This window comes from Burkholderia sp. BCC0322 (genome assembly GCF_902833045.1).
Lineage (GTDB): Bacteria > Pseudomonadota > Gammaproteobacteria > Burkholderiales > Burkholderiaceae > Burkholderia.
Map to the genome: position 1 here is coordinate 159642 of NZ_CADFDU010000010.1, position 23099 is coordinate 182740.

The following is a 23099-nucleotide window of genomic DNA, read 5'->3' on the forward strand; positions in this document are numbered from 1 at the left end:
ATCCGCCCCATGCCGACTGCCCTGCCCGCCCGTCTCGAATCCGGCCGCAGCTACCCGCTCGGCGCGACCTGGGACGGCCTCGGGACCAACTTCGCGGTGTTTTCCGCGCACGCGCAGCGCATCCAGCTGTGCGTGTTCGATCCGACCGGTCGCAAGGAGCTCGCGCGCCTCGACCTGCCCGAATGCACCGACGAGGTGTGGCACGGCTACCTGCCCAACGCGCATCCGGGCACCGTGTACGGGTTCCGCGCGGACGGCCCGTACCAGCCGCAGCACGGCCATCGCTTCAACCCGACCAAGCTGCTGCTCGACCCGTACGCGCGCAAGCTGGTCGGCCAGTTCCGCTGGTCGGACGCGCTGTTCGGCTATCGGGTCCATTCGAGCCGCGCGGACCTGTCGATGGACCGCCGCGACTCGGCGCCCGCGATGCCGAAGTGCGTGGTGGTCGACGAGGCGTTCGACTGGCGCGACGACCGGCGCCCGCGCGTATCGTGGCGCAACACGGTGATCTACGAAACCCACGTGCGCGGCGCGTCGATGCGCCGCGCCGGGTTGCGCCCGCCCGAACGCGGCACGTTCGCGGCGTTCGCGCATCCGGCGTTCATCGACCACCTGCTGTCGATCGGCGTGACGACGGTGGAGCTGCTGCCCGTCCACGCATTCCTGCAGCAACGCGCGCTCGTGAACCGCGGGCTGCGCAACTACTGGGGCTACGACACGGCCGCGTTCTTCGCGCCCGAGCCCGCGTATCTCGCGACGCGGCGGCTCGACGAGATGCGCATCGCGATCCGCCAGCTGCATGCAGCCGGCATCGAGGTCGTGCTCGACGTCGTCTACAACCATACGTGCGAGGGCAACGAGCTCGGCCCGACGCTGTCGTGGCGCGGCCTCGACAACGCGAGCTACTACCGGCTGATGCCGGACGACCGCCGCTTCCATGTCGACGAGACCGGCTGCGGCAACACGCTGAACCTGTCGCATCCGCGCATCGTGCAGATGGTGATGGATTCGCTGCGCTACTGGGCCACCGCGTTCAACATCGACGGCTTCCGCTTCGACCTCGGCGTGACGCTCGGCCGCGAGGATCACGGCTTCGATCCCGGCGCGGGGTTTTTCGATGCCCTTCGGCAGGACCCGGTGCTCGCGCAGCGCAAGCTGATCACCGAGCCGTGGGATCTCGGCCCCGGCGGCTACCAGCTCGGCCGCCACCCGCCCGGCTTCGCCGAATGGAACGACCGCTTTCGCGACACCGTGCGGCGCTACTGGCGCGGCGACGCGGGCCAGCGGCCGGAGCTCGCCGCGCGCCTCGCGGGCTCGGCCGACCTGTTCAACCGCCAGCGGCGCCACACGTGGGCATCGGTCAATTTCGTCACCGCGCACGACGGCTTCACGCTCGCCGATCTCGTGTCGTATTCGGCGAAACACAACGACGCGAACGGCGAGGACAACCGCGACGGCCGCGACGACAACTGCAGCGCGAACTGGGGCGCCGAAGGCCCGACCGACGACGCGGCGATCCGCGACGTGCGCGCGCGCGTCGCGCGCTCGATGCTCGCGACGCTGTTCACCGCGCTCGGCACGCCGATGCTGGTGGCCGGCGACGAATTCGGCCGCACGCAGCACGGCAACAACAACGCGTACTGCCAGGACAACGAGCTGTCGTGGCTCGACTGGGATCTGGCGCGCAGCGACGAAGCCGTGACGCTGATGCGCTTCGTGTCGCGGCTCGCCGCGCTGCGCCGCATGTACCCGGTGATGTCCGCGCCGCGCTATCCGTCGGGCGACCGCGACGCCGCGCCGGGCATGGCCGAGATCGACTGGTTCGACGAGCACGGCGTCGCGATGACCGTGCCTGCGTGGCAGGACCACGAGCGCCGCGCGCTGACGATGCGGCGCGTCGGCACGGGCCGCACCGGGCGCACCGAAGCGCTGCTCGTGATGCTGAACGCGTCGTCCGAGACGGTCGTGTTCGCGCCGCCCGCACCGGCGCTCGACTACCGCGTGCTGGTCGACACGGCCACGCCGGACGCCGGCCCGCGCGCGTGGCCGGCCGACGGGCTCGACGTCGCCGCGCACGCGGCCGCGATCGCGGTGGCCGCCGTGCCGCCCGACCTGTCTTCGGGAGACTCGCCATGAGATCACGCTCCGATCGTCCATCCGGCCCGCACGCGTTCGACATGTCGTTCGGCGCGACCTGCGTCGATGTCGACCGCACGCGCTTCCGGCTGTGGGCGCCCGCGAGCCGCACGGCCGCCGTCGAGATCGAGGGCGAACACACGCCCGCGATCGCGATGAGCCCGGTCGGCGACGGCTGGTTCGAGGTCGTCGCGCCCTGCGGCCCCGGCACGCTGTATCGCTACCGGGTCGACGGCGATCTCGCGGTACCCGATCCCGCATCGCGCTTCCAGCCCGGCGGCGTGGAAGGCCCGAGCCAGGTGGTCGATCCGGCTGCGTACCGCTGGCGCCACGACGCGTGGCGCGGCCGCCCGTGGCACGAAACGGTGCTGTACGAGCTGCATGTCGGCGCATGCGGCGGCCACGCGAGCGTCGAGCGGCGCCTGCCGGAGATCGCCGCGCTCGGCGTGACCGCGGTCGAGCTGATGCCCGTCAACACGTTCCCCGGCACGCGCAACTGGGGCTACGACGGCGTGCTGCCGTTCGCGCCCGATGCGTCGTACGGGCGGCCCGACGAACTGAAGGCGCTGGTCGATGCCGCGCACGGGCTCGAGTTGCAGGTGTTCCTCGACGTCGTCTACAACCACTTCGGCCCGGCAGGCAACCGGCTGCCGCGCTATGCGCCCGCGTTCTTCCGCACCGACCGGCAGACCGCATGGGGGCCGGCCATCGACTTTTCGTGCGCGCAAACGAGCGCGTTCTTCATCGAGAACGCGCTGTACTGGCTCGACGAATTCCGTTTCGACGGGTTGCGCATCGATGCCGCGCACGCGATCGACGACGACGCGTGGCTGCGCGAACTCGCGCACCGCGTGCGCGCGTATGCGGGCGACACGCGTCATGTGCACCTCGTGCTCGAGAACGAACGCAACGCGGCAAGCCTGCTCCGGCCCGGCGATTTCGACGCGCAATGGAACGACGACTTCCACAACAGCGCGCACGTGCTGCTGACCGGCGAGCGCGACGGCTACTACCGCGCGTACGCCGACGCGCCGCTGCGCCATCTCGCGCGCACGCTCGGCGAAGGCTTCGCGTACCAGGGCGAACCGTCGCCGTTGCACGACGGCGCCGCGCGCGGCGAACCGAGCGCCCACCTGCCGCCGACCGCGTTCGTCGCCTTCCTGCAGAACCACGACCAGGTCGGCAATCGCGCGTTCGGCGAACGGCTGCGCACGCTCGCGAACGAAGACGCGGTGCGCGCGGCGACCGCGCTGCTGCTGCTCGCGCCGTCGATCCCGCTGCTGTTCATGGGCGAGGAGGACGGCAGCACGCAGCCGTTCCAGTTCTTCACCGACTATCGCGGCGCGCTCGCCGACGCGGTGCGCGAAGGCCGGCGCCGCGAATTCGCGGCTTTTCCGGCCTTCGCCGACGCTGCGCATCGCAGCGCGATTCCCGATCCGAACGACATCGCGACGTTCGTGCGTTCGACGCTGCACGGCAGTCGCGACGAAACCACGCCCGACGCCGACGCATGGCGGCGCTTCTACCGCAGCGCGCTGGCCGTGCGCGCGGCGCTCGTGACGCCGAACCTGCCCGGCGCGCGCGCGCTCGGCGTCGAGCTGCTCGCGGGCGACGGCGACCCGCAGGCGCTCGTCGCGCGCTGGCGCCTCGGCGACGGCAGCACGCTGACGATCGCGTTGAACCTCGGCTCGCACGACGCGGTGCTGCCCGCGCTGCCGGTCGGCAAGATCGTGTTCGAGACACCGCCGCGCGCACGCGACCGGCTGCGCGACCGGCGGCTGCCGCCCCGTGCGGGCATCGCGTGGCGCGACGGCAACGTCAACCACGATGCGCGACAGCACCGCGCGAACGGACAGGGCCGATCATGACGACCGACGTGTCGATGGCCGAACTCGCGCGCGCGGCCGGCCTGGAATCCGACTGGACCGATGCGGGCGGCATCGCGCGGCGGGTGGACGACGGCGCGCTCGCCGCGCTCGTCGACGCGCTCGGCTGGCCGTGCGGCACGGCGCGCCAGCGGGTCGCGAGCGCCGCCGCGCTCGCCGACGCGAACGCGGCGCCACCGCGCATCGTCACCGGCGACGCAGGCCTGCCGCTGACCCTGCCGGCCACGATCGCGCCGCCGGGCGCGCGCTTCCGGATCACGCTCGAAACGGGCGGGCATGTCGACGGGCGCGTCGGCGGCGCGGGCCAACACGGCACGCTGCCGCCGCTCGCGATACCCGGCTATCACGCGCTCGACGTCGGCGATCAGCGCATCGGGCTCACGATCGCGCCGCCGCGCCCGCACCCGTTCGACCCTCGTGGGGCGGACGCGGGCGGCCACTGGGGCATCGCGGCGCAGCTCTACAGCCTGCGCCGCGCCGGCGACGGCGGTGCGGGCGACTACACCGCGCTGGCGCGGCTGGCCGCGCAGGCGGCACGGCACGGCGCGCAGGCGGTGGCGATCAGCCCGACACACGCCGGCTTTCCGGCGCTGCCCGCGCACGACAGCCCGTATTCGCCGTCGTCACGGCGCTGGCACAACGTCGCGTATCTCGATTGCGACGCGGTGCCGGGCGCCGCGGCCGCGCATCGCGCGCCTGGTGCGGCGGCCGACGCGCCGCTGATCGACTGGCCGCAGGTGCTGCCGCTGAAGCTGCGCCACCTGCGTGCGTGCTTCGACGCGTGGCGTGCCAGCGACGACCCGTCACGCGGCGCGTTCCAGCGGTTTCGCGCGGCGGGCGGCGCGGCACTCGACGCGCATGCGCGTTTCGACGCGCTGCAGGCGTTCTGCATCGAACGCGGCGTCGGCGCGGACTGGCGGCATTGGCCCGCGCCGTGGCGCGAGCCGGGATCGGCCGAAGTCGACGCGTTCGCGCACACCCACGCCGACACGGTCGCGTTCCACACGTTCCTGCAATGGTGCGCGTCGCGCGCGCTCCGCGACGCGCAGCACGCGGCACGCGGCGCGGGCATGGCCGTCGGGCTGATCGCCGATCTCGCGGTGGGCTCCGACCGCGCGGGCAGCGACGCGTGGGCACATGGCCCGACGCTGCTGCGCGGCGTGTCGCTCGGTGCGCCGCCCGATTTGTTCAATGCGGCCGGCCAGGCGTGGGGCGTGACGACCTGGACGCCCGCCGCATTGCGCGCGGACGGTTTCGTGCCGTTCGTCGAGCTGTTGCGCGCGGCGTTCGCGCATGCGGGCGGCATCCGCATCGATCACGTGCTCGGCTTCGCGCGGATGTGGATCGTGCCGGACGGCGGCTCGCCGCGCGACGGCGCGTACCTGCGCTATCCGGTCGACGATCTCGTGCGGCTCGTCGCGCTCGAGGCGGCGCGTCATCGCGCGCTCGCGATCGGCGAGGATCTCGGCACGGTGCCGGCAGGCTTGCGCGAGCGGCTCGGTGCGCAGGGCATCGCCGGGATGCGCGTGCTGTGGTTCGAGCGCGACGCCGGCGGCGCGTTCCGGCCGCCGGCGGAGTGGGATCGCGACGCGATCGCGATGTCGTCGACGCACGATCTGCCGACCGTGGCCGGCTGGTGGCGCGGCGTCGATCTGGCATGGCGCCGGATCGCGGCCGAGGCCGCGGCAGGGCAGTCCGACGGTGCGGCGGCGCGCGACGCGGCGCCGCCCGCGCCGGACGAGGCAAGCACGCACGATCCGCACCACATCGCGCCCCGCCCGGCCACCGCGCCCGACCCGGCGCCGCGTCCGGAACCCCGCCCTGCCACGGCGCCGCCCGCCGTCGATCCCGACGTCCTCGCCGCGCATGCGGCGCGTGCCGCCGAACGCGCGGCGCTGTGGCGCGCGCTGCAGCAGGCAGGCTGTGCACCCGCCCGCGCCGCCGCCCCGCGCGCCGACGCGCCACCCGTCGCCGCGATACTCGCGTACGTCGCGCGCAGCCCGTCGCCGCTCGCGATCGTGCCGCTCGAGGATCTGCTCGCGCTGGACACGCAGCCGAACCTGCCGGGGCCGCCCTGCGGGCACCCGAACTGGCGGCAGCGCCTGCCACGCGCGATCGATACGCTGTTCGACGCCGACGTGCGCGAGCGCATCGCGGCCGTCGTGCGGGCGCGCCGTTCGCGGGAGCCCGGCCGATGACACCACGCGCGACGCTGCGACTCCAGCTGCATGCGGGCTTCACGTTCGACGACGCGGCCGCGCACGCCGGCTACTTCGCGCGGCTCGGCGTGAGCCACCTGTACCTGTCGCCGGTCGCGACGGCCGAACCCGGTTCGCGACACGGCTACGACACCGTGGATTACGGCACGCTCAACGCCGAACTCGGCGGCGAAGCCGGTTTCGTCCGGCTCGTCGCTGCGCTGCGCGCGCGCGGGCTGGGCGTGATCGTCGACATCGTGCCGAACCACATGGGCGTCGGCGGCTCGTCGAACGGCTGGTGGAACGACGTGCTCGAATGGGGGCCCGCGAGCCCGTACGCACGCCACTTCGACATCGACTGGCATCCGCCCGACGCGGCGCTCGACGGCAAGGTCCTGTTGCCCTGCCTCGGCACGCCGTACGGCGAGGCGCTCGCGGCCGGCGACATCACGCTCGACGCCGATCCGGCCACCGGACGCTTCTTCGTGTCGTGCCCCGGGCGACGGTTGCCGGTCGCCGTCGCCACCTATGCGGACATCCTGCGCAGCGCGAATCGCGCGGACCTGAACGCGCTCGCCGAACGCTTCGACGCCGCGCCGCCGCGCGACAGCGCACGACTGGCCGCCGCGCATGCGGCGCTGCGCGATCACGCGGCCGCGCACGGCCCGCATGCGCTCGACGCCGTGCTGCGCGGCGCCGATCCACGCCGTGCGCGCTCGCGCGCGTGCCTGCACCGGCTGCTCGAACGCCAGCACTACCGGCTCGCCTGGTGGCGCACGGCCGCCGACGAATTGAACTGGCGACGCTTCTTCGACATCGCGACGCTCGCGGCCGTCCGTGTCGACGACGACGCGGTGTTCGATGCCGTCCACGCGCTGGCGCTCCGGCTGCATGCGACCGGCTGCATCGACGGCCTGCGCGTCGATCACGTCGACGGTCTCGCCGATCCGCGTGCGTATTGCCGGCGGCTGCATGAGCGACTTGCCGCGCAACGCGACGCGCGGCCGTACGTCGTCGTCGAAAAGATCCTCGCGCCCGGCGAGACGCTGCGCGCCGACTGGACCGTCGACGGCACGACCGGCTACGACTTCATGAACGACGTCGGCGCGCTGCTGCACGATCCGGCCGGCGCCGCGCCGCTGGCCGCGCACTGGGCGCACGTGTCGGGTTCGTCGCGCACCTTCGCGCAGGAAGCGCTCGACGGCAAGCGCCGCGTGCTGATGCGCCAGCTCGCCGGCGAGCTGGCGCGCGCCGCGCGGGCGTTGCATGGCATCGCACGGGCGGCGTCCGCGACGCGCGACGTCAGCCTGATCGCGATTCAGCGCGTACTGGGTGAACTCGCGGTTCAACTGCCGGTGTACCGGCTGTATCCGGCGCGTGACGAAGCGCTCGCCGGCACCGATCGCCGCGTGCTCGGGCATGCGTACGAACGCGCATGCGCGGCCGTCGATCGGGCCGACCGGTTCGCGCTCGATCACGTCGCCACCTGGCTCGGGTTGCCGGTCGCACGCGTGCCGCGCGCTGACGCCGCCGCGCTGCACGCGGCACGCGTCGCGTTCGCGCAGCTCACCGCGCCGCTCGCCGCGAAGGGCGTCGAGGATACGGCCCACTATCGTTACGGCCGGCTGCTGTCGCGCAACGAGGTCGGCGCCGACGCCGGTGACTTCAGCCTGTCGCGCGGCGCGTTCCATGCGCGCAACCGGCGCCGCGCGCGCACCGTGCCGCACGGGCTCGTCGCCACCGCCACGCACGACCACAAACGCGGCGAGGATGCGCGTGCGCGGCTGGCCGTGCTCAGCGAAATGCCCGACGCGTGGCGCGCGGCGGCGCTCGACTGGTCCGCGCTCAACCGGCCGCATCGCGGCGGCGCGCATCGCGATCTCGCATGGACGCCGGGGCCGGCCGCCGAGGCGATGCTGTATCAGACGCTCGTCGGCTGCTGGCCGCCCGAACTCGCGCCCGACGATGCGGCGGGGCTCGCGGCGCTGGCCGAACGCGTCGCGCAGTGGCAGACGAAGGCGCTGCGCGAGGCGAAGCGGCACACCGACTGGCTCGCGCCCGATATGCGCTACGAGCGCGATTGCGCGGCATTCGTCCGCGCGATCCTGACGCCGAGCGGCGCCGGCGATTTCGCGCACCGGCTGCATGCGTTCGTCGCGCGGATCGCGCCGGCCGGCGTCATCAACAGCCTGACGCAGGCCGTGCTGCGGATGGCGTCGCCCGGCGTGCCCGACCTGTATCAAGGCACCGAATCATGGGATCACTCGCTCGTCGATCCGGACAACCGGCGCGACGTGCCGTTCGCGGCGCTTGCGGCCGAACGGGTCGACGGGCCGGTCGCGTCGTACCTGCCGGCGTGGCCCGATGCGCGCGTGAAGCGGGCGCTGGTCGAGCGCATGCTCGCGCTGCGCGCACGGTGGCCAGCGGCATTCGCGGACGGCGCGTATGTGCCGCTGCGCGTGCGCGGCCCGCTCGGGCGTCATGCGGTGGCGTTCGCGCGGTGCAACGATGAGGCCACCGTGGTGGTGGTCGCGACGCGGCTCGCGTGCCCGCTGCTCGGCGACACGCCGGATTTGCCGCGCGTGGCGCCCGCGCGATGGGGCGATACGGCGGTCGTGCTGCCGCGCGATATCGACGGGCCATGGACGGATTGCCTGAATACGCGGGACACGATCGACCTGACGGGACGCACGCTGCCACTCGAGCGCTGCCTGGCCGCGTTGCCCGTCGCGGTGCTCGTCGCCGCGCGCCCGCCCGTCACGCATCGGTGACGTCGGGCTCGCTCGCGTCGTTGCGCTGCACGCACTGCACGACCGACAGCCCTTTGGCGGTCAGCGCCGGCCTGCACTCACCCGACGCGTCGTCGTACTGCATCACGATCAGGTGCCGTGCGACCAGCGCGACGACATCCTCGCGGTCGGTCTGGATTTGCTCCGGTGCACGATGCACCAGTAACAGCGTGGCGAATTCATGGGCGGACAGCATGCTCGTTCCCGGTTGGCGGCTGCGCGCGGTGCGCGCGGGCACGAAGACACTCATGCAGGGACCGTGCCGGTTTGCGCAGCGCCCCCGCCACCCGAGCCACCTGCGCGCGACGCGATACGTCGCCGAACGGTGGCCAGCGGCCGGTGCAAAGTTTTCAATGTCGTGTAATGCCGAACGCAGGCCGGAGCACGACGCGCCGGGAACGCCGGTCGGGTCAGGACCGCCGCGACCGGGGCAGGCCCGCCGGCGCGCGGAAATCGCCGCTGTGCAGCACCACGCCGCCGTTGCCGTCGGCCAGTACTTCCGCGCAGACGACTTCGATCCGCGCGCGGCCATGCTCGAACGCATCGCGCAGATCGGCCTCCAGCGCGGACTGCGCGCCGAAATGGTCTTCCAGCGCTTCGACCGTGATCGCGCAGGTTTGCGGTTCGCCATCGACGTCGACGACGAAACACACCTGCAGCGCCGCGCCGTCGAACACGGGCGGCTCGTCGACCAGCGTCACGCGACGGGTGGAATCGGCCGGCATCGTCTCAGGCGCCCCGCGCCGCGACACGATCGGCCCGCGCGCCTTCGGCCGCTAGCACGCGCCGCGGCGCGACGCGTTCGGCTTCGTCGAAGCCGTCGACCGCGAGGATCGCGGCCTTGCAATGATCCAACCTGCTGCTCATGAGCGCCTCCGTCAGCGTGGCGGCACGCGTCGTGCCGTGCAAGCCGTGCCGCAAGCGGCGTGCCTGCAAACCCGTTCGCGTGCGAGTACCGGCAGGCCGATCGACGCGGTTACTGCAGACGACACGCGGCGTCGAGCATCGCGTCGGTCAGCTCGATCGTCAGCGTCGCCTGTTCGCCGGGCACGCGGTCGAGCTGGTCCTGCACCGTGTCGTGCAGGATCGCGTGCACGCGCATCCGCGTACCTTCGTCGAGATTCGCGTAGCGCTCCATCGTGTCGCAGTCGAGCACGAGCACGACCGAATGCCCCGCGGTCTCGGGGGGCGAGTCGGCCGCCTGCGCCCATGCCGCCTGAAACATGATGCTGCCCGTTGCGACGTCGACATGGACCGTCGTATCGAGATCGTCGGCGTCGTTGTCGCTTTCGTCGTTCTCCGGCCAGATCCTGGAATGCGATTGCATGATGTCCTCCTGGGCGAGTGTGGAATGGGGGAATGGCGGGATGGCATGTCCTGTCCGTGTTCTCCAGCAACACCCGTGCCGCCCTCGGCACGGGTTCGGCGCGCGGGTGATATGCGTCGCGCGGCACGCGGTTTGCGGCGCCAACACCCTTATTACGTCCCCGTGAACCGCATGGAGCCCACGCAATGACTTCTGCCATCGCCTCCCGCACGCACCGCAAGCGCCTGACGCGGCATCCCGGCCGCGATCGCGACATCGACCCGCCACACCGCACGCGCGGGTTCGCAATCGGCCTGCCGCGACGGCGCACATGCACGAGACGCTCTGGTACCTGATCGTCGGCACGGTGCTGATGGGCATGGGCGTCGCGACGTCCGCGCTGCGCCATCTCCCGTGCAGCGCCGCGATGATCTACCTGGCGCTCGGCGTCGCGCTCGGCCCGTCGGGCGCCGGCCTGCTGCAGCTCGACATCGGCCGCGATGCGCGGCTGCTGCGCGAGATCGTCGAGATCGCGCTGCTCGTTTCGCTGTTCGCGATCGGGCTGCGGCTGCGCGTGCCGCTCACCGACCGGCTGTGGCACGTGCCGTGCCGCCTCGGCCTGCTCGCGATGGGCGTCACCGTGCCGCTGCTCGCCGCGTGCGCGAGGCTCGCACTCGGGCTCGACTGGGGCCCCGCGCTGCTGCTCGCGGCGATCCTCGCGCCGACCGACCCGGTGCTCGCGCACGACGTGCAGGTGCACGACCCGGGCGATCGCGACCTCGTGCGCTTCGCGCTGTCCGGCGAAGGCGGCCTGAACGACGGCATCGCGCTGCCGTTCGCGCTGGCCGGGCTCGCGCTGTGCGGTGCACCCGACGCGACGCACGGATGGCCGCCGCTGTCGGGCGCGTTCGCGCTCGCCGCGCTATGGGGCATCGCCGGTGCGGCCGCGATCGGCGGCGGCCTCGGCTGGATCACGACGAAGACGATCGGCTGGTTGCGCACGCGCCACGCCCAGGCGCTCGGCCTCGAAGGCTTCTTCGCGCTCGCGCTGATCGTGCTGTCGTTCGGCGCCGCGCAGTTCGCGCATGCGTTCGGGTTCATCGCGGCGTTCGCGGCCGGAGTCGCGATGCGTCGTGTCGAACATCGCGCGAGCGGCAACCGCGCGCCGCGCGAAGTGATCGGCCAGATCGATTCGGCCGACGTCGTCGCCACCGAGAAGCATCCGGAGAAAGCGCATGCGTACATGGCCGAATCGGTACTCGGCTTCACGATCGAACTCGAACGGATCGCGGAGGCTGTCGTGATGACGATGATCGGCAGCGTGCTCACGACGCTGCCGGGCCCGCTGCTCACGTGGGGCGCGGCCGCGCTGGCCGTCTTGCTGTTCGTCGCCGTGCGGCCGCTCGCGGTGCGGGTCACGCTCGCCGGTTCGCGCGCAACGCATGCCCAGCGGCGGCTGATGGCGTGGTTCGGCATCCGGGGAATCGGCTCGTTCTACTACCTGTTGTTCGCGCTCGAACACGGGCCCGCCGACACGGTGCGCCCGCTCGCGGCACCCGTGCTGGCCGTCGTGTCGGCATCGGTGATCGCGCACGGGATCACCGCCACGCCGCTGATGAACTGGTATCACCGTCTGCAACATCGGCGCTGACGGGTTCGTGACGATGCGCGCGGCCACGCGATCGGGCCGCCACGCGGGTGGCCGCGCCGGGGTGTTTGAGCGAAGAGTCGGCATCGAGATGCGCTCGCCGCGTTCGGGGATGCAACCACCCAACGGATCGCCTCGCCGCCCTCTCGCATGCGCCTCTCGTGTCAGGGCGCGCGCAGCGCCGCGTCGAGTTCAGCGCGCGTCACGTCGAGCGCGACGTTGCATTCGATCGCCGCATCCTCGACGCGCGGCTTGCGCTCGTCCACCGCGCGCCGCGCACTGTCGCACAGATGCGTGCGCACGCGCAGCCGGTCGGCCGCGCCAAGCGATGCATAACGCGTGATGACGTCCGGATCGAACCGCAGATAGACCGCGCAACGCCATTCGCGCGCGCGCTCGTCGGCCGGCACGCGCACCCACGACACCCGGATCGTCAGCCGCCCGGACGCGTCGTCCGCCTGCACGACGACGGCCGACTCCGACGGGAAACCGTTCGCAAGCGCGTGCTCGAGTTCCGCGATGCGCTGCGACCGGTCGGGCGCGCCGCTCATCGTCGCACGACGCCCAGCAGCAGCGTGACGAGGAAGATCACGACGAAGATGTAGAACAGGATCTTCGCGATCTCGGCCGCGCCGGCCGCGATACCGCCGAAGCCGAACACGGCAGCCACGATCGCGATGATGAAGAAGATGACGGCATATCGAAGCATGGAGACCTCCTGGATGGCTGCTGTTGTCAGTACACGTCGTCGCCGTTCACGCATCGCGCTTGTGCTCCGGTTTGCCGCGTCTCGGCGTCGACGCCATTTTTTCGAGTTCCTTTTCGCTCATCGACCTGGCCATCGATTTGGCCGGCGGCTTGAGGTCCTTCATTTTCGTCTTGCCGCGTTTGGCCGACAGCGCGGCCCCCGCGGCACGCTGCTGAGCTTGCGATTTTGCTGGCATGGTTGCGCTCCTGTCGTGGGCGCGCGCGTCGACGCGACGGTCGGCGCGCGCACGCGATGGGCTCGCCCGGGCAGCCGTCATGCGGCATCGCGGCGGCGCAGGTCGGCCGGTGGAATCTTCATCGCCTGGCGATACTTCGTCACCGTGCGACGCGCAAGCAGGATGCCGCGCCCCGCGAGGTTGTGCGTGAGCGCGACATCGGACAGCGGATCGGTGTGACGCTCGGCCGCGATCATGTCGCGGATCAGGACCTTCGCGGCCGCCGCCGAGCACACGCCCTTGCCGGCCGCCTCGAGCTTGCGCGGGAAGAAATGCTTGAACTCGAACGTGCCGTGCGGCGTGGCCATGTACTTGTTGCCCGTCGCGCGCGACACGGTCGATTCGTGCAAGTCGAGTTCCTCGGCGATATCGCGCAGCACGAGCGGCTTCATCGCGATCTCGCCATAGCGGAAGAAATCGCGCTGTCGCGCGACGATGCATTCGCCGACGCGCTGGATCGTGTCGAAGCGCTTCTGCACGTTGCGGATCAGCCAGCGCGCTTCCTGCAACTGCTGGCCGAGCGGCGAATCGCGCTCGCCGCTCGACTGCGCGAACAGCGTCGCATAGCGTTCGTGCAGCCGCGCGCGCGGCAGCACGGCCGGGTTGATCGTCACGATCCAGTCGTCGCGCACCTGGCGCACGATCACGTCGGGCACCACGTAGTCGCCGCGCGTGCTGCCGTAATGATTGCCGGGGCGTGGGTCAAGCCCGCGCACCAGCGCGCAGGCTGCCTGCAGCGTCTCCGGGTTGCAGCCGATCCGCCGCTGGATCTCGCCCGTCTCGCGGCGCGCCAGCCGCTCGAGATGCTCGCGCGCGATTGCTTTCGCTTCCGCCAGCGCCGGCGTGCCGGCCGGGATTGCGTCGAGCTGCAGCACGAGACACTCGGACAGCGAGCGCGCGGCGATGCCGGGCCGGTCGAGCATCTGCACGAACCGCAGCGCGACCGCGAGATCCTGCTCCGACAACAGCAGCGCGGGGTCCGCCGCGACCGGCAGCTCGGCCAGTTCCTGGCGCAGGTATCCGTCGTCGTCGAGCGCGTCGATCACGATGCGCGCGGCTTCGCGGTCACGCCGATTCAGCGGATAGAGCCGCAACGCATCATGCAGTTGCTGATGCAGCGACGGTTCCGCGGCCAGCCATTCGCCGGGCGACAGGCCGCCCGACTCGTCGCCCTGGCGGCTTGTGCCGCGCGTCGCGGGCGCGGCCGTCAACGACACGTCGGACATCTCGGGCACTTCGGGTGCTTCGCCGTCCGGCGGGCGAGCGTCGTCAGCCTGGGGCGCCGCGTCGGGCGCGGCAGCTTCGGCCTGCGGCTCCGGAGCGTCGGCGGCAGGCTCCTCGTCGCCCTGGCCATCCTCGAGAAACGGATTCTGATCGAGCGCCTGCCGCAGTTCCTGTTGAAATTCGAGCGAGGACAACTGCAGCAACCGCAGCGACTGCTGAAGCCTCGGCGTAAGTGCCAGATGCTGTCGCATCTGCAGCGCAAGCGAGACGGACATCGATGATCCTCCTGACGTTTCTTGGGTTTCGCTTCGTATTCAGCCAGGATTGACGCAGTTTCCGTGCCAGGCGGGCCGATCGCCCCACGTCGCGGTTCGCGCGGGTTCATACCCCGTCTTGCATCCCGTCAGGGCAGCTTTTTTTACAAGCCGGCGGCAAGTTTTGGGCACGCATTTCGCGCACCTCGCCGCAATGCGCAAGCCGCGAGTCGAATCAGTACTGCATCGGCCGCGGCGAGCGCCGCGCGAACACAGCCGCGAATGACCGGCCGCGCGTACCGGACGGCATGCGATTTGCTGAATCCGCAGAAAAATCACCCCATTCCACCCGCAAGGAGAACGCCATGCATCGCGTCAACGAAATCATGTCGCAGGATGTCGTGCGCATCGCGCCGACCGATTCGATCCGCCATGCCGCGCAACTGATGGAGCGCTACGACATCGGCGCACTTCCGGTGTGCGACAACAACCGGCTGGTCGGAATGGTGACGGACCGCGACCTCGCGGTGCGCGCGATCTCGGTCGGCAAGCCGCCGGAGACGCGGATTCAGGAAGTCGCGTCGGGCCCGATCGAATGGTGTTTCGAAGACGATTCGCTGGACGAGATCCGGCATTACATGGCCGACGCGCAGTTGCGGCGCCTGCCGGTCGTCGATCACGACAAGCGTCTGGTCGGCATGCTGTCGCTCGCGGACATCGCGACGCGCTCGGCCGGCCCGGCGCGCGACGACGTCGCGAACACGCTCGAAGGCGTGTCGCAGCCGAAGCGGACGTGACGGAGCGTCGATGGCCGCGCGCGATGCGACCTGCACGCCGCCGGTCGAGGTCGGCCCCGCATCGCCGACACCGGCCGTCGACAGCGGAAGAATGCATGGCCGCAGCGTCAAACGTCGTGCTTCGTCACGCGCACGATCTTGTCCGCCAGTTCGCGCACGTCGACCGGCTTGCACAGATAGCCGTCGAACCCGGCCTCGAGCGCCCGGCGTTCGTCGGCCAGGCCCGCATGCGCGGTCACGGCCAGCACCCGCACCGCGGGCGGCGCACCGCCGCCGTTCATGCCGGCGTGCCGCAACGCGTCGAGCAGCCAGAAGCCGTCGCCGTCGGGCATCGCGAGATCGGACAGCACGACAGTCGGCCGCAGGTCGGCGGCCACCGCGAGCGCTTCGCGGCCCGTCGATGCGATCGCGACGGCCGCGCCGAACGTCGTCAGCGCGGCGGTGAGGCTCTCGCGCGTCGTCGCATCGTCGTCGACGATCAGGATGCGTTGCGTATCGAGCATCGGCGGGTCGCGATGGTCGTCCGCGCGCGCATTCCCCCACGCCATCGCACCGATCGGCTGCCAGCCGACCGGTAGCGTCACCGTAAACGTCGCGCCGCGATTGCGGCCTGCACTCTTGGCCGTCACGCCGCCACCGTGCAGCTCGGCGATATGCCGCACGATCGACAGGCCGAGGCCGAGCCCGCGCCGCGACGACGCGGGCGAATCGTCCGCGCGGCGGAACATGTCGAACACGTAGGGCAGGAATGCCGGCACGATGCCCTGCCCCGTGTCGGACACGGTCAGCACCACCCGGGTGTCGTCGCGCGCGAGCCCGACCGTCACGCTGCCGCCGGCCGGCGTGAACTTGAGCGCGTTCGACACGAGGTTCGACAGCATCTGCCGCAATCGCTCGGCATCGCCCGACACGACGCAGGTCGACGCCGCACAGTCGAATTCGAGCATGATGCCGGCCGCCGACGCGGCCGTCTGGAACGCGCCGACCGAATCGGAGAACAGCCGCACGACGTCCACCGGCATCGCGTCGAGCTGCAGCTTGCCGGTCGCGAGCGACGACGCGTCGAGGATGTCTCCGACCATGCGCGTGAGCGAGCGCGCGCTGCGGTCGATCGCATCGATCGCCTGCCGCTGCAGCGCGTTGTCGCCCGCATTGCGCAGCACCTCGACCCAGCCGTAGATCACGTTCAGCGGCGTGCGCAGTTCGTGCGACACCGTCGCGAGCAATTCGTCCTTCAGGCGGTTCGATGTCGCGGCCTGGTCGCGCGCCACGCGCGCGCCCTGCAGCGACTGCTGCGCGCGCAAGTCGCGACGGCGCTGCGCACCGGCTTCGCGCAGCGTCAGCGAAAACGCGACCCAGGCGCGCGCGTCGCCGCGCACCGGGCACGCCGACACGGTCGCACGAAAGCGCCGGCCGTCACGCCGCACGCACAGCAGGTCGATCGGCCCGACCGCTTCGTGCATGTCGTCGAACGCTTGGGCGAGCGGCTTGCGCTTCAGCCAGCGCATCGCGACCAACGATTCGAATGCACGGCCGCGCGCATGGTCCTCGTCGTAGCCGAACATGCGCTGCGCGGCCGGGTTCCAGCTGACGATGCGGCCGTCGGTGTCGATGCCGACGATCGCGTCCGGCGACGCGTCGACCACGGCGCGCTGCAACCGCGACGCATCGGCCTGCGCACGATCCGCACCGGCGTCGCGCAGCAACAGCACGGCGCCGTCGACGTTGCCGTCCGCATCGCCGAGCGGCCCGGCGACCTCGACGATCGGCACCCGCTCGCCGCCCTCCGCCTGCAGCCAGTGGCGATCCGACACGACGCCCGCGCCGCCGCGCGCGAGATCGAGCGGTGTCGACTGAACGCGCCGGCCGTCGCGATCGACGATCCGCAGCACGTCGCGCGCGGCCTGTCCCGTCGCGTCGTCCGGACGGCAGCCGACGAGCGCGGCCGCGGCCGCGTTGATGTAGGTGAGCCGCCCGTTCGTGTCGGTGGCGATCACGCCATGCGGCAAGGCCTGCAGCACGGCTTCGAGCCGCCGTCGGGCGGCCGCTTCGCGGCACAGCGCCGCGTCGTTCGTGAGGCGCGCATGACGCAGCATCGACGCGACCGCGCAGGCCAGCGCGCCGACCAGCACGAACGTGCCGAGCCGCACGAGCCGCTCGGGCAGCGGCTCCGAATAGGCGGCCGGATCGGACAGGAACAGCGTCCACACGAGCAGGCCGCTGACCACGGTCGAGACGACGCCGAACAGGAACGATGTCGCCCATGCGGCGCCCGCGAGCAGCGGGTAGTACAGGACGAGCGGCAGGTTCACGCCGCCGAAGCGGATCGCGAGCGCCTGCAGCACGGTCGCGATCGCGACCAGCATCACGGCCGTGACGAAGTTGCCTGCACGCATCCGCGACATGTCGAACATCGGTCGCGCTGCTGGCGGCGTGTGCGGTCGGCGCGGCATCAGGATTCCGGCTTGTCCGCTTCGCCTTCGAGCTGCGCGAGCCGGTTGTAGATCGTCTTCAGGCTGACGTCGAGCACCTCGGCCGCCTGCGCCTTCACGCCACCGCATTGCGCGATCGTGCCGAGGATCAGCCGCCGGTCGACTTCCTCCAGCGGCGTGCCGAACGGCACGGTCACGCGATCCTCGTGCGAATCGGCCAGGTTCGACAGTTCGTCCATGATCGGCGGCGGCAGCGAATCGATCACGTCGGCATCGCTGAAGATGCTCGCGCGCTGCACGAAGTTGCGCAGCTCGCGCACGTTGCCCGGCCACGCATAGGTCTTCAGCGCTTCGCGCGCGGCCGGCGCGAAGCGCAGGTTCCGGCCGCTTTCGGCGTTGAACTGCTGCAGGAACGAATCGGCCAACATCGGGATGTCGTCGCCGCGCTCGCGCAGCGACGGCAGCGGAATCGGGAACACGTTGATCCGGTGGAACAGGTCGGGCCGCAGCTTGCCGTCGGCCATCGCCGCTTCCGGATCGCGGTTGGTCGCCGCGACGATGCGCACGTCGACGTCGATCTCGCGCGTCGAGCCGAGCCGCGTGACGCGCCCCGTCTCGAGCACGCGCAGCAGCTTGACCTGCGACTCGAGCGGCATCTCGGTGATCTCGTCGAGAAACAGCGTGCCGCCGTCCGCGCGTTCGAAGAAGCCCTTGTGCTGGCGCTCCGCGCCCGTGAAGCTGCCGCGGTCGTGGCCGAACATCTCGCTCTCGACGAGGTTCGCGGCAATCGCGCCGCAATTCACCGCGAGGAACGGGCCGCGGCGGCGCAGGCTCAGGTCGTGCACCGTCTGAGCGGCCAGCTCCTTGCCGGTGCCCGATTCCCCCGTCAGCAGTACCGACGCCTCGGTGCGCGCGACCCGGCCGATCGCGTCGTAGACCGCCTGCATCGCGGGCGAACTGCCGAGCATCCGGCCGAAGCGGCCGAGCCGCTGCAATTCCGAGCGCAGCTCGGCGATCTCCTCGTGCAGCGCCGTGGTGCGCGGCACGCGCGCGAAGATGCTGTTCAGCCGCTGCATGTTGAGCGGCTTCACCAGATAGTCGGTCGCGCCGCGCCGCAACGCGTCGATCGCAGTTTCGAGGCTCGCGTGGCCGGTGGTCAGCACCATTTCGCAGTGCGAACGCTTGGGCAGTGAATCGAACAGGTCCATCCCGTTGCCGTCGGGCAGCACGAGATCGCACAGCACGAGATCGGGGGTATGGGTCGTGACGAGCGTGCGCGCTTCTTCGAGCGTCGCGGCCGTGTCGCAGGCGAGCTGCTGCGTGCGCGCGAGCGCCGCGAGCATCGTCCGCGTGTCGGCGTCATCTTCGACGATCAGGACGTAGGGCATCGTGCCTCCTTGTGAAGCGGCCCGGCACGCGTATCCGCCGGGACCGCGGCGGGTTGCAGCGAAGTCCGGCCATCGGTCGCACGACGATACGGCATGATCGATGCTCTCGTGCCGACTGGCTGTCCTCCCGTGAAAAGCAGTCCATCTCAGTATAAGAGCCGCATGTCGCGCATTCGCCGATCATCGAATAATTCTATCCGCGCACGTCACCTGCATTGCCAGATTCAATGCGCCGCAATCGGTAAGAACGCCCTCGTTTTCGAGCGGATCATGCGGCGTGAAGCCGTCTCGATCGCGTCTCTTGCACACTTCGACGTCCTATGCGGTCAAACTTTCCGGTCTGACTTTTCGCATGTCGAAATCCGTCGATAACGACAGGAGGGTTGCGACGGCCTGTGTTCGATCAGACCCTGCTGCGTCACGCGCGTCGCATCGAGCACCTCGCGCGAACGCGGCAGTCAGTCGGACGCGGCCTGACTGCCGCCGTCGCGCGCTTTCGAAATCGCTTCGACGAGCTTCAGTTCGTCGTCGATCGACAGCGTCGTGTCGGTCACTTCTCCACCAAACGGTGCGAGCGCCGTACTCAGCGCCTCGATATCGAGTTGCGTCGCGGCCAGCCCGAGCGACACGGTGCCCGGGCGCGCCTTGCGCGCGACGCGGTCGATCAGCGCGTCGTCCACCGGCTTCTCGCGCCATGCATCGAGCGACGATTCGATATGCTCGACCACGCTGTCGAGCAGCGATCCGGGCGGCGTGCGGCCGGGGTCGACCGCATGCGCGCGCAACTGCCCATCGGCCGCGCACTCGACGATCGCCGCACCCGACAGCGCGACGACGTGCCGGTCGCGCAACGTATCGAGTTCGGCGAGCGCGCGATGCGCGGCCGCGAGGTCGGGATAGGACAACACGATCAGCGTATTCATCAGCCCCTCCGTGAAATCAGGCGGCCGCGTTCGGATGCGCCGCGCTCAATGCGGCAGCCCGAACGCGGCCTTCAGGCTCGCGACGATCATCTGCATCGCGATCGCCGCGAGAATCATCCCCATCAGCCGTTGTGTCACCGCCGTCACGCGCGGCGACAGGTAATGTCCGATCAGCGGCGCGGACCATAACGAAACGGCCAGCAGCACGAGAAACGCGGCAAGCCCGAGCGCGAACGCGAATGCCTGCCCGGTCGATAACGCGCTGTGCCCGAGCACGATCATCGTCGCGATCGTGCCGGGGCCGACGAGCAGCGGGATCGTCAGCGGATAGATCGCGACGCTCTCGTCCGCGGCCGGCACGGCGCCTTCGTGATCGCCCGGCGCATGCTGGCGGCTCGGTGCGCCGTGCAGCATCGACAGCGCGATCAGCAGCACCAGCAGCCCGCCCGCGAGGCGAAAGTCGTCGATCGTCAGGCCGAACCCATGCAGGATCGCACCACCCGCGACGGCCGACACGATGCAGCCGACCGTCACGCCGATCGCAGCCGTCAGCGCGATCTTGCGGCGCTCGGCGTCCGCCGCGCCTTCCGTCAGCGACAGGAACACCGGGATGTTCGCGATCGGGTTCATGATCGCGAACAGCGCCGCGAACACCTTGATGGAAAAGGTCAGGTCGAAGGCCACAGGTTCGCTCCCGGTTCGCGCGTCGACGCGCATGTCGAATCGCACGCAGGTTCCGCTTCGTTTCCGATGCACGGCGCGCGCCGTGCTGCTACGATCGTCGCACCGCGTTCGCGCACGACGGAGGGCCCCGACCGATGCAAGCCACCGACACCTTCATGGATCACGAGATTCGCGTCGATGCGACGCGCAACGCGAACGGCGCGTGGGTCGCGCAGGTGCGGATCTTCCGTGACGGCGCGCCGGTCGACCTGCCGGCGCCCGAGCTCGTCACCCCCGAATGGCTCACGTGCGACGAAGCACTGCGCGGCGGCATCGACCAGGGCCGCGTGATGATCAAGACACGCGACCGCTAGCGACAACCGGTTCATCGGCGCGCATCGCACGATGCGTTTCACGCATCGAAATCCAGATCGCCAATCAGGATCTCGCGATCGCGCTGGGTTCGCGTGCTGAAATCGATTGGTAATTCCAACTGCCAGCGTTCGATCGTGACCGGCAGCGCCGCGAGATAGCGGTCGAAGCGGCTGCGGTCGGGTTCGGCCAGCAACGCATCGATCGCATCGTCACGCCACGCGAGCCGCGCGTTCAGCCGGTTCGGCAATCCGACCGTCGACGTGAGGCCGATCACCTCGACACGGGTCGGGCTGCCCTGCCCGTCGTGCGGCACGACGTCCACCCTCACTTCGCCAGGCTGATACAGGCCGAGCACACGCGCCGCGATGCGCGGCGCAAACTCGGTTTCGAAACGTGCACGGACATCGGGATTCATCTCGCCTCCGGGTTCGAATCATGTCGTCATGCCGCTGTCACGCGGCTGCAATCTGTTGCTCGAATGCCGCTTCCGCCTTCAGGCTGTCGAGATCGCGGCCGATCGTCGCGACCGCGAGCCGCGTGTCGCCGCGCCAGTACGCGATCGAGCAATCGTGCGCGCCGAGGTCGCCATCGATCTCGACACGATCGAATTGCTCCGCATGCCCGACGTAGTTGATCGTCAGGTCGTAATGCTGGCTCCAGAAGAACGGCACCGCGTCGAACGGCCGCTGCTGCCCGAGCATGTTGCGCGCGGCGGCGATGCCCTGCCGCTCGGCGACCACCCAGTGCTCGACGCGAATCCGCTGGCCCGTCAGCGGATCGGGCCAGCGCGCGATGTCGCCGGCCGCGTAGATGCCGGGCACACTCGTCCGAAGGAAGCGGTCGACCGTCACGCCGCGCTCGACGGCCAGCCCCGCGTCCTGCGCGAGCGCCACGTTCGGGTGAACGCCGATGCCGACCACCACGAGATCGGCCGGCAGCACGTCGCCCGTCGACAGCGTCACGCTGTCCGCCGTGATCTGCGCGGGTGTCGCGCCGAGATGGAACACGACGCCGTGCGACTCGTGCAGCGCCTGGATCGTGCTGCCGAGCGCTTCGCCGAGCACGTGCGCCATCGGATGCGCATCCGGCGCGACGACCTGCACGTCGAGCCCGCGCGTGCGCAACGCGGCGGCCGCTTCGAGCCCGATGAAGCTCGCGCCGACCACGACGCAGCGGCGCGCCGTTTTCAGCTTGTCGATCAGCGCGTCGCAATCGGCACGCGAGCGCAGCACGCACACGTGCGGCAGGTTCGCGCCGGGCACGGTCAGCCGGTTCGGCTCGGCCCCCGTCGCAAGCAGCAGCGCACCGTAGCCGACGCGGCTGCCGTCGGCCAGTTCGACGGCCTGCCGCGCGGGATCGATCCGCGCGACACGCGTGCCGCACCGCACGTCGATGCGATGGTCGGCATAAAACGACGGCGCACGCAGCGGCAGCCAGTCGGCGTCGGCCGTGCCGGCGAGATAGTCCTTCGACAGGTTCGGCCGGTCGTACGGCGGATCGGAATCGGCGGTCAGCAGCGTAACGGGATGCGGATAGCCTTCCTGCCGCAGCGTCACCGCGGCCGCGATCGCCGCGGCGCCGCCGCCGACGATCACCACCGACGCGGGCAATCCGGCCGCATTCAGCGCAGGCGGCGCGGCGGGCGGCCGCGCGTCGAGCACGACGGCACGGCCGTCGCGGCGTTCGACGCGCCAGCACGGCAGCCCGTCGAGCGCCGGCGCGCGCAGCAGCTCGCCGCTGCGCAGGCAGAATGCCGCGTGATGCCACGGGCAGCGGATCGTGTCGCCCTCGAGCAGGCCGTCGGCCAATGGCGCGCCGTAGTGCGGGCACTGCGCGCCCACGGCATACAGTTCGTCGGCGCGGCGCACGAGCAGCACCGCCGCATCGCCGACATGGCCCTCGATCATGGCACCGTCGGCGAGATCGTCGAGCGCGATGCCTTGCGTGAGATCGGGACGTGAAGGCGAGGAATCGCTTCCGGACATGACATCGCTCCCGCAGAGTCAGGTAACGATCCCATTATCGGCGTCCCTCATGAAAAGAACAGGTACAGACGTCCCCGCAGCGCACGCAAACACGCACTGTAGCTTGCGGGCG

Annotated in this window: 21 protein-coding genes; 7 read left to right on the forward strand and 14 right to left on the reverse strand. The window is 70.8% G+C overall.

Annotation, left to right across the window (positions count from 1 at the left end):
* Positions 1–9 precede the first annotated feature (9 nt).
* The 4 genes from glgX to treY are packed head-to-tail and all read left to right on the forward strand — an operon-like array spanning position 10 to position 8991.
* Positions 10–2136 (forward strand): glycogen debranching protein GlgX, encoded by a 2127-nt coding sequence (gene glgX / locus HWX39_RS25370; protein WP_175970542.1) that lies wholly within the window; start codon positions 10–12, stop codon positions 2134–2136.
* Positions 2133–4004, forward strand: a complete 1872-nt coding sequence (gene treZ, locus HWX39_RS25375; RefSeq protein WP_175970543.1) for a malto-oligosyltrehalose trehalohydrolase — start codon at positions 2133–2135, stop codon at positions 4002–4004. Before glgX ends, treZ begins: the two co-directional genes overlap by 4 nt.
* Positions 4001–6220: a 4-alpha-glucanotransferase gene (malQ, locus tag HWX39_RS25380; protein ID WP_175970544.1), complete on the forward strand. Its 2220-nt coding sequence runs from the start codon at positions 4001–4003 to the stop codon at positions 6218–6220. Before treZ ends, malQ begins: the two co-directional genes overlap by 4 nt.
* Entirely contained in the window at positions 6217–8991 is a 2775-nt protein-coding gene (gene treY, locus HWX39_RS25385) for a malto-oligosyltrehalose synthase (protein ID WP_175970545.1), read from the forward strand. Before malQ ends, treY begins: the two co-directional genes overlap by 4 nt.
* Here treY and HWX39_RS25390 read toward each other — a convergent pair.
* The 4 genes from HWX39_RS25390 to HWX39_RS25405 all read right to left on the reverse strand — a co-directional run bounded on the left by HWX39_RS25390 (position 8978) and on the right by HWX39_RS25405 (position 10336).
* Positions 8978–9205 carry a hypothetical protein gene (locus HWX39_RS25390; RefSeq protein WP_175970546.1) on the reverse strand — a complete coding sequence of 76 codons (228 nt, stop codon included), beginning with the start codon at positions 9203–9205 and terminating at the stop codon, positions 8978–8980. The two genes, treY and HWX39_RS25390, sit on opposite strands and share 14 nt — an antisense overlap.
* 214 nt (positions 9206–9419) lie before the next feature.
* Positions 9420–9734: a DUF1488 domain-containing protein gene (locus HWX39_RS25395; protein WP_175970547.1), complete on the reverse strand. Its 315-nt coding sequence runs from the start codon at positions 9732–9734 to the stop codon at positions 9420–9422.
* Between the two features lie 4 nt (positions 9735–9738).
* On the reverse strand, positions 9739–9876 hold the full coding sequence (locus tag HWX39_RS25400) for a hypothetical protein (protein WP_175970548.1): 138 nt from the start codon (positions 9874–9876) through the stop codon (positions 9739–9741).
* Between the two features lie 109 nt (positions 9877–9985).
* Positions 9986–10336, reverse strand: a complete 351-nt coding sequence (locus tag HWX39_RS25405) for a hypothetical protein (protein WP_175970549.1) — start codon at positions 10334–10336, stop codon at positions 9986–9988.
* Between the two features lie 310 nt (positions 10337–10646).
* On the opposite strand from HWX39_RS25405, the gene HWX39_RS25410 reads away from it, so the two are divergent.
* Positions 10647–11966 carry a cation:proton antiporter gene (locus HWX39_RS25410; RefSeq protein WP_175970550.1) on the forward strand — a complete coding sequence of 440 codons (1320 nt, stop codon included), beginning with the start codon at positions 10647–10649 and terminating at the stop codon, positions 11964–11966.
* A gap of 161 nt (positions 11967–12127) precedes the next feature.
* Here HWX39_RS25410 and HWX39_RS25415 read toward each other — a convergent pair whose 3' ends face one another.
* The 4 genes from HWX39_RS25415 to rpoN all read right to left on the reverse strand — a co-directional run bounded on the left by HWX39_RS25415 (position 12128) and on the right by rpoN (position 14445).
* On the reverse strand, positions 12128–12514 hold the full coding sequence (locus HWX39_RS25415) for a DUF3022 domain-containing protein (protein WP_175970551.1): 387 nt from the start codon (positions 12512–12514) through the stop codon (positions 12128–12130).
* On the reverse strand, positions 12511–12672 hold the full coding sequence (locus tag HWX39_RS25420; RefSeq protein WP_011349711.1) for a DUF1328 domain-containing protein: 162 nt from the start codon (positions 12670–12672) through the stop codon (positions 12511–12513). Before HWX39_RS25420 ends, HWX39_RS25415 begins: the two co-directional genes overlap by 4 nt.
* Before the next feature lie 46 nt (positions 12673–12718).
* Positions 12719–12907, reverse strand: coding sequence for a DUF3008 family protein (locus HWX39_RS25425; RefSeq protein ID WP_175970552.1), 189 nt, complete (start codon positions 12905–12907; stop codon positions 12719–12721).
* Positions 12908–12984: 77 nt separating this feature from the next.
* A complete protein-coding gene (gene rpoN / locus HWX39_RS25430; RefSeq protein ID WP_175970553.1) occupies positions 12985–14445 on the reverse strand; it encodes an RNA polymerase factor sigma-54 in 1461 nt (486 codons plus the stop codon).
* A 344-nt stretch (positions 14446–14789) separates the two neighbouring features.
* Here rpoN and HWX39_RS25435 point away from each other — a divergent pair, with 344 nt between their 5' ends.
* Positions 14790–15221 (forward strand): CBS domain-containing protein, encoded by a 432-nt coding sequence (locus HWX39_RS25435; protein ID WP_175970554.1) that lies wholly within the window; start codon positions 14790–14792, stop codon positions 15219–15221.
* 107 nt (positions 15222–15328) lie between these two features.
* On the opposite strand, the gene HWX39_RS25440 is transcribed toward HWX39_RS25435, so the two are convergent.
* The 4 genes from HWX39_RS25440 to HWX39_RS25455 form a co-directional block, all read right to left on the reverse strand.
* Entirely contained in the window at positions 15329–17635 is a 2307-nt protein-coding gene (locus HWX39_RS25440) for an ATP-binding protein (protein WP_175970555.1), read from the reverse strand.
* A gap of 38 nt (positions 17636–17673) precedes the next feature.
* Positions 17674–19041 (reverse strand): sigma-54 dependent transcriptional regulator, encoded by a 1368-nt coding sequence (locus HWX39_RS25445; protein WP_175970556.1) that lies wholly within the window; start codon positions 19039–19041, stop codon positions 17674–17676.
* A 458-nt stretch (positions 19042–19499) separates the two neighbouring features.
* Positions 19500–19964 (reverse strand): DUF1269 domain-containing protein, encoded by a 465-nt coding sequence (locus HWX39_RS25450; protein WP_175970557.1) that lies wholly within the window; start codon positions 19962–19964, stop codon positions 19500–19502.
* Positions 19965–20009: 45 nt separating this feature from the next.
* On the reverse strand, positions 20010–20648 hold the full coding sequence (locus HWX39_RS25455; protein WP_175970558.1) for a MarC family protein: 639 nt from the start codon (positions 20646–20648) through the stop codon (positions 20010–20012).
* Positions 20649–20782: 134 nt separating this feature from the next.
* Here HWX39_RS25455 and HWX39_RS25460 point away from each other — a divergent pair, with 134 nt between their 5' ends.
* Complete coding sequence (locus HWX39_RS25460) at positions 20783–21001, forward strand: DUF6566 family protein (protein WP_175970559.1); 219 nt, start codon at positions 20783–20785, stop codon at positions 20999–21001.
* Positions 21002–21039: 38 nt separating this feature from the next.
* Here the strand turns inward: HWX39_RS25460 and HWX39_RS25465 are convergent, their stop codons facing one another.
* Complete coding sequence (locus tag HWX39_RS25465) at positions 21040–21417, reverse strand: DUF5594 family protein (RefSeq protein ID WP_175970560.1); 378 nt, start codon at positions 21415–21417, stop codon at positions 21040–21042.
* Between the two features lie 37 nt (positions 21418–21454).
* Positions 21455–22987, reverse strand: coding sequence for an FAD-dependent oxidoreductase (locus HWX39_RS25470; protein ID WP_175970561.1), 1533 nt, complete (start codon positions 22985–22987; stop codon positions 21455–21457).
* Positions 22988–23099 lie beyond the last annotated feature (112 nt).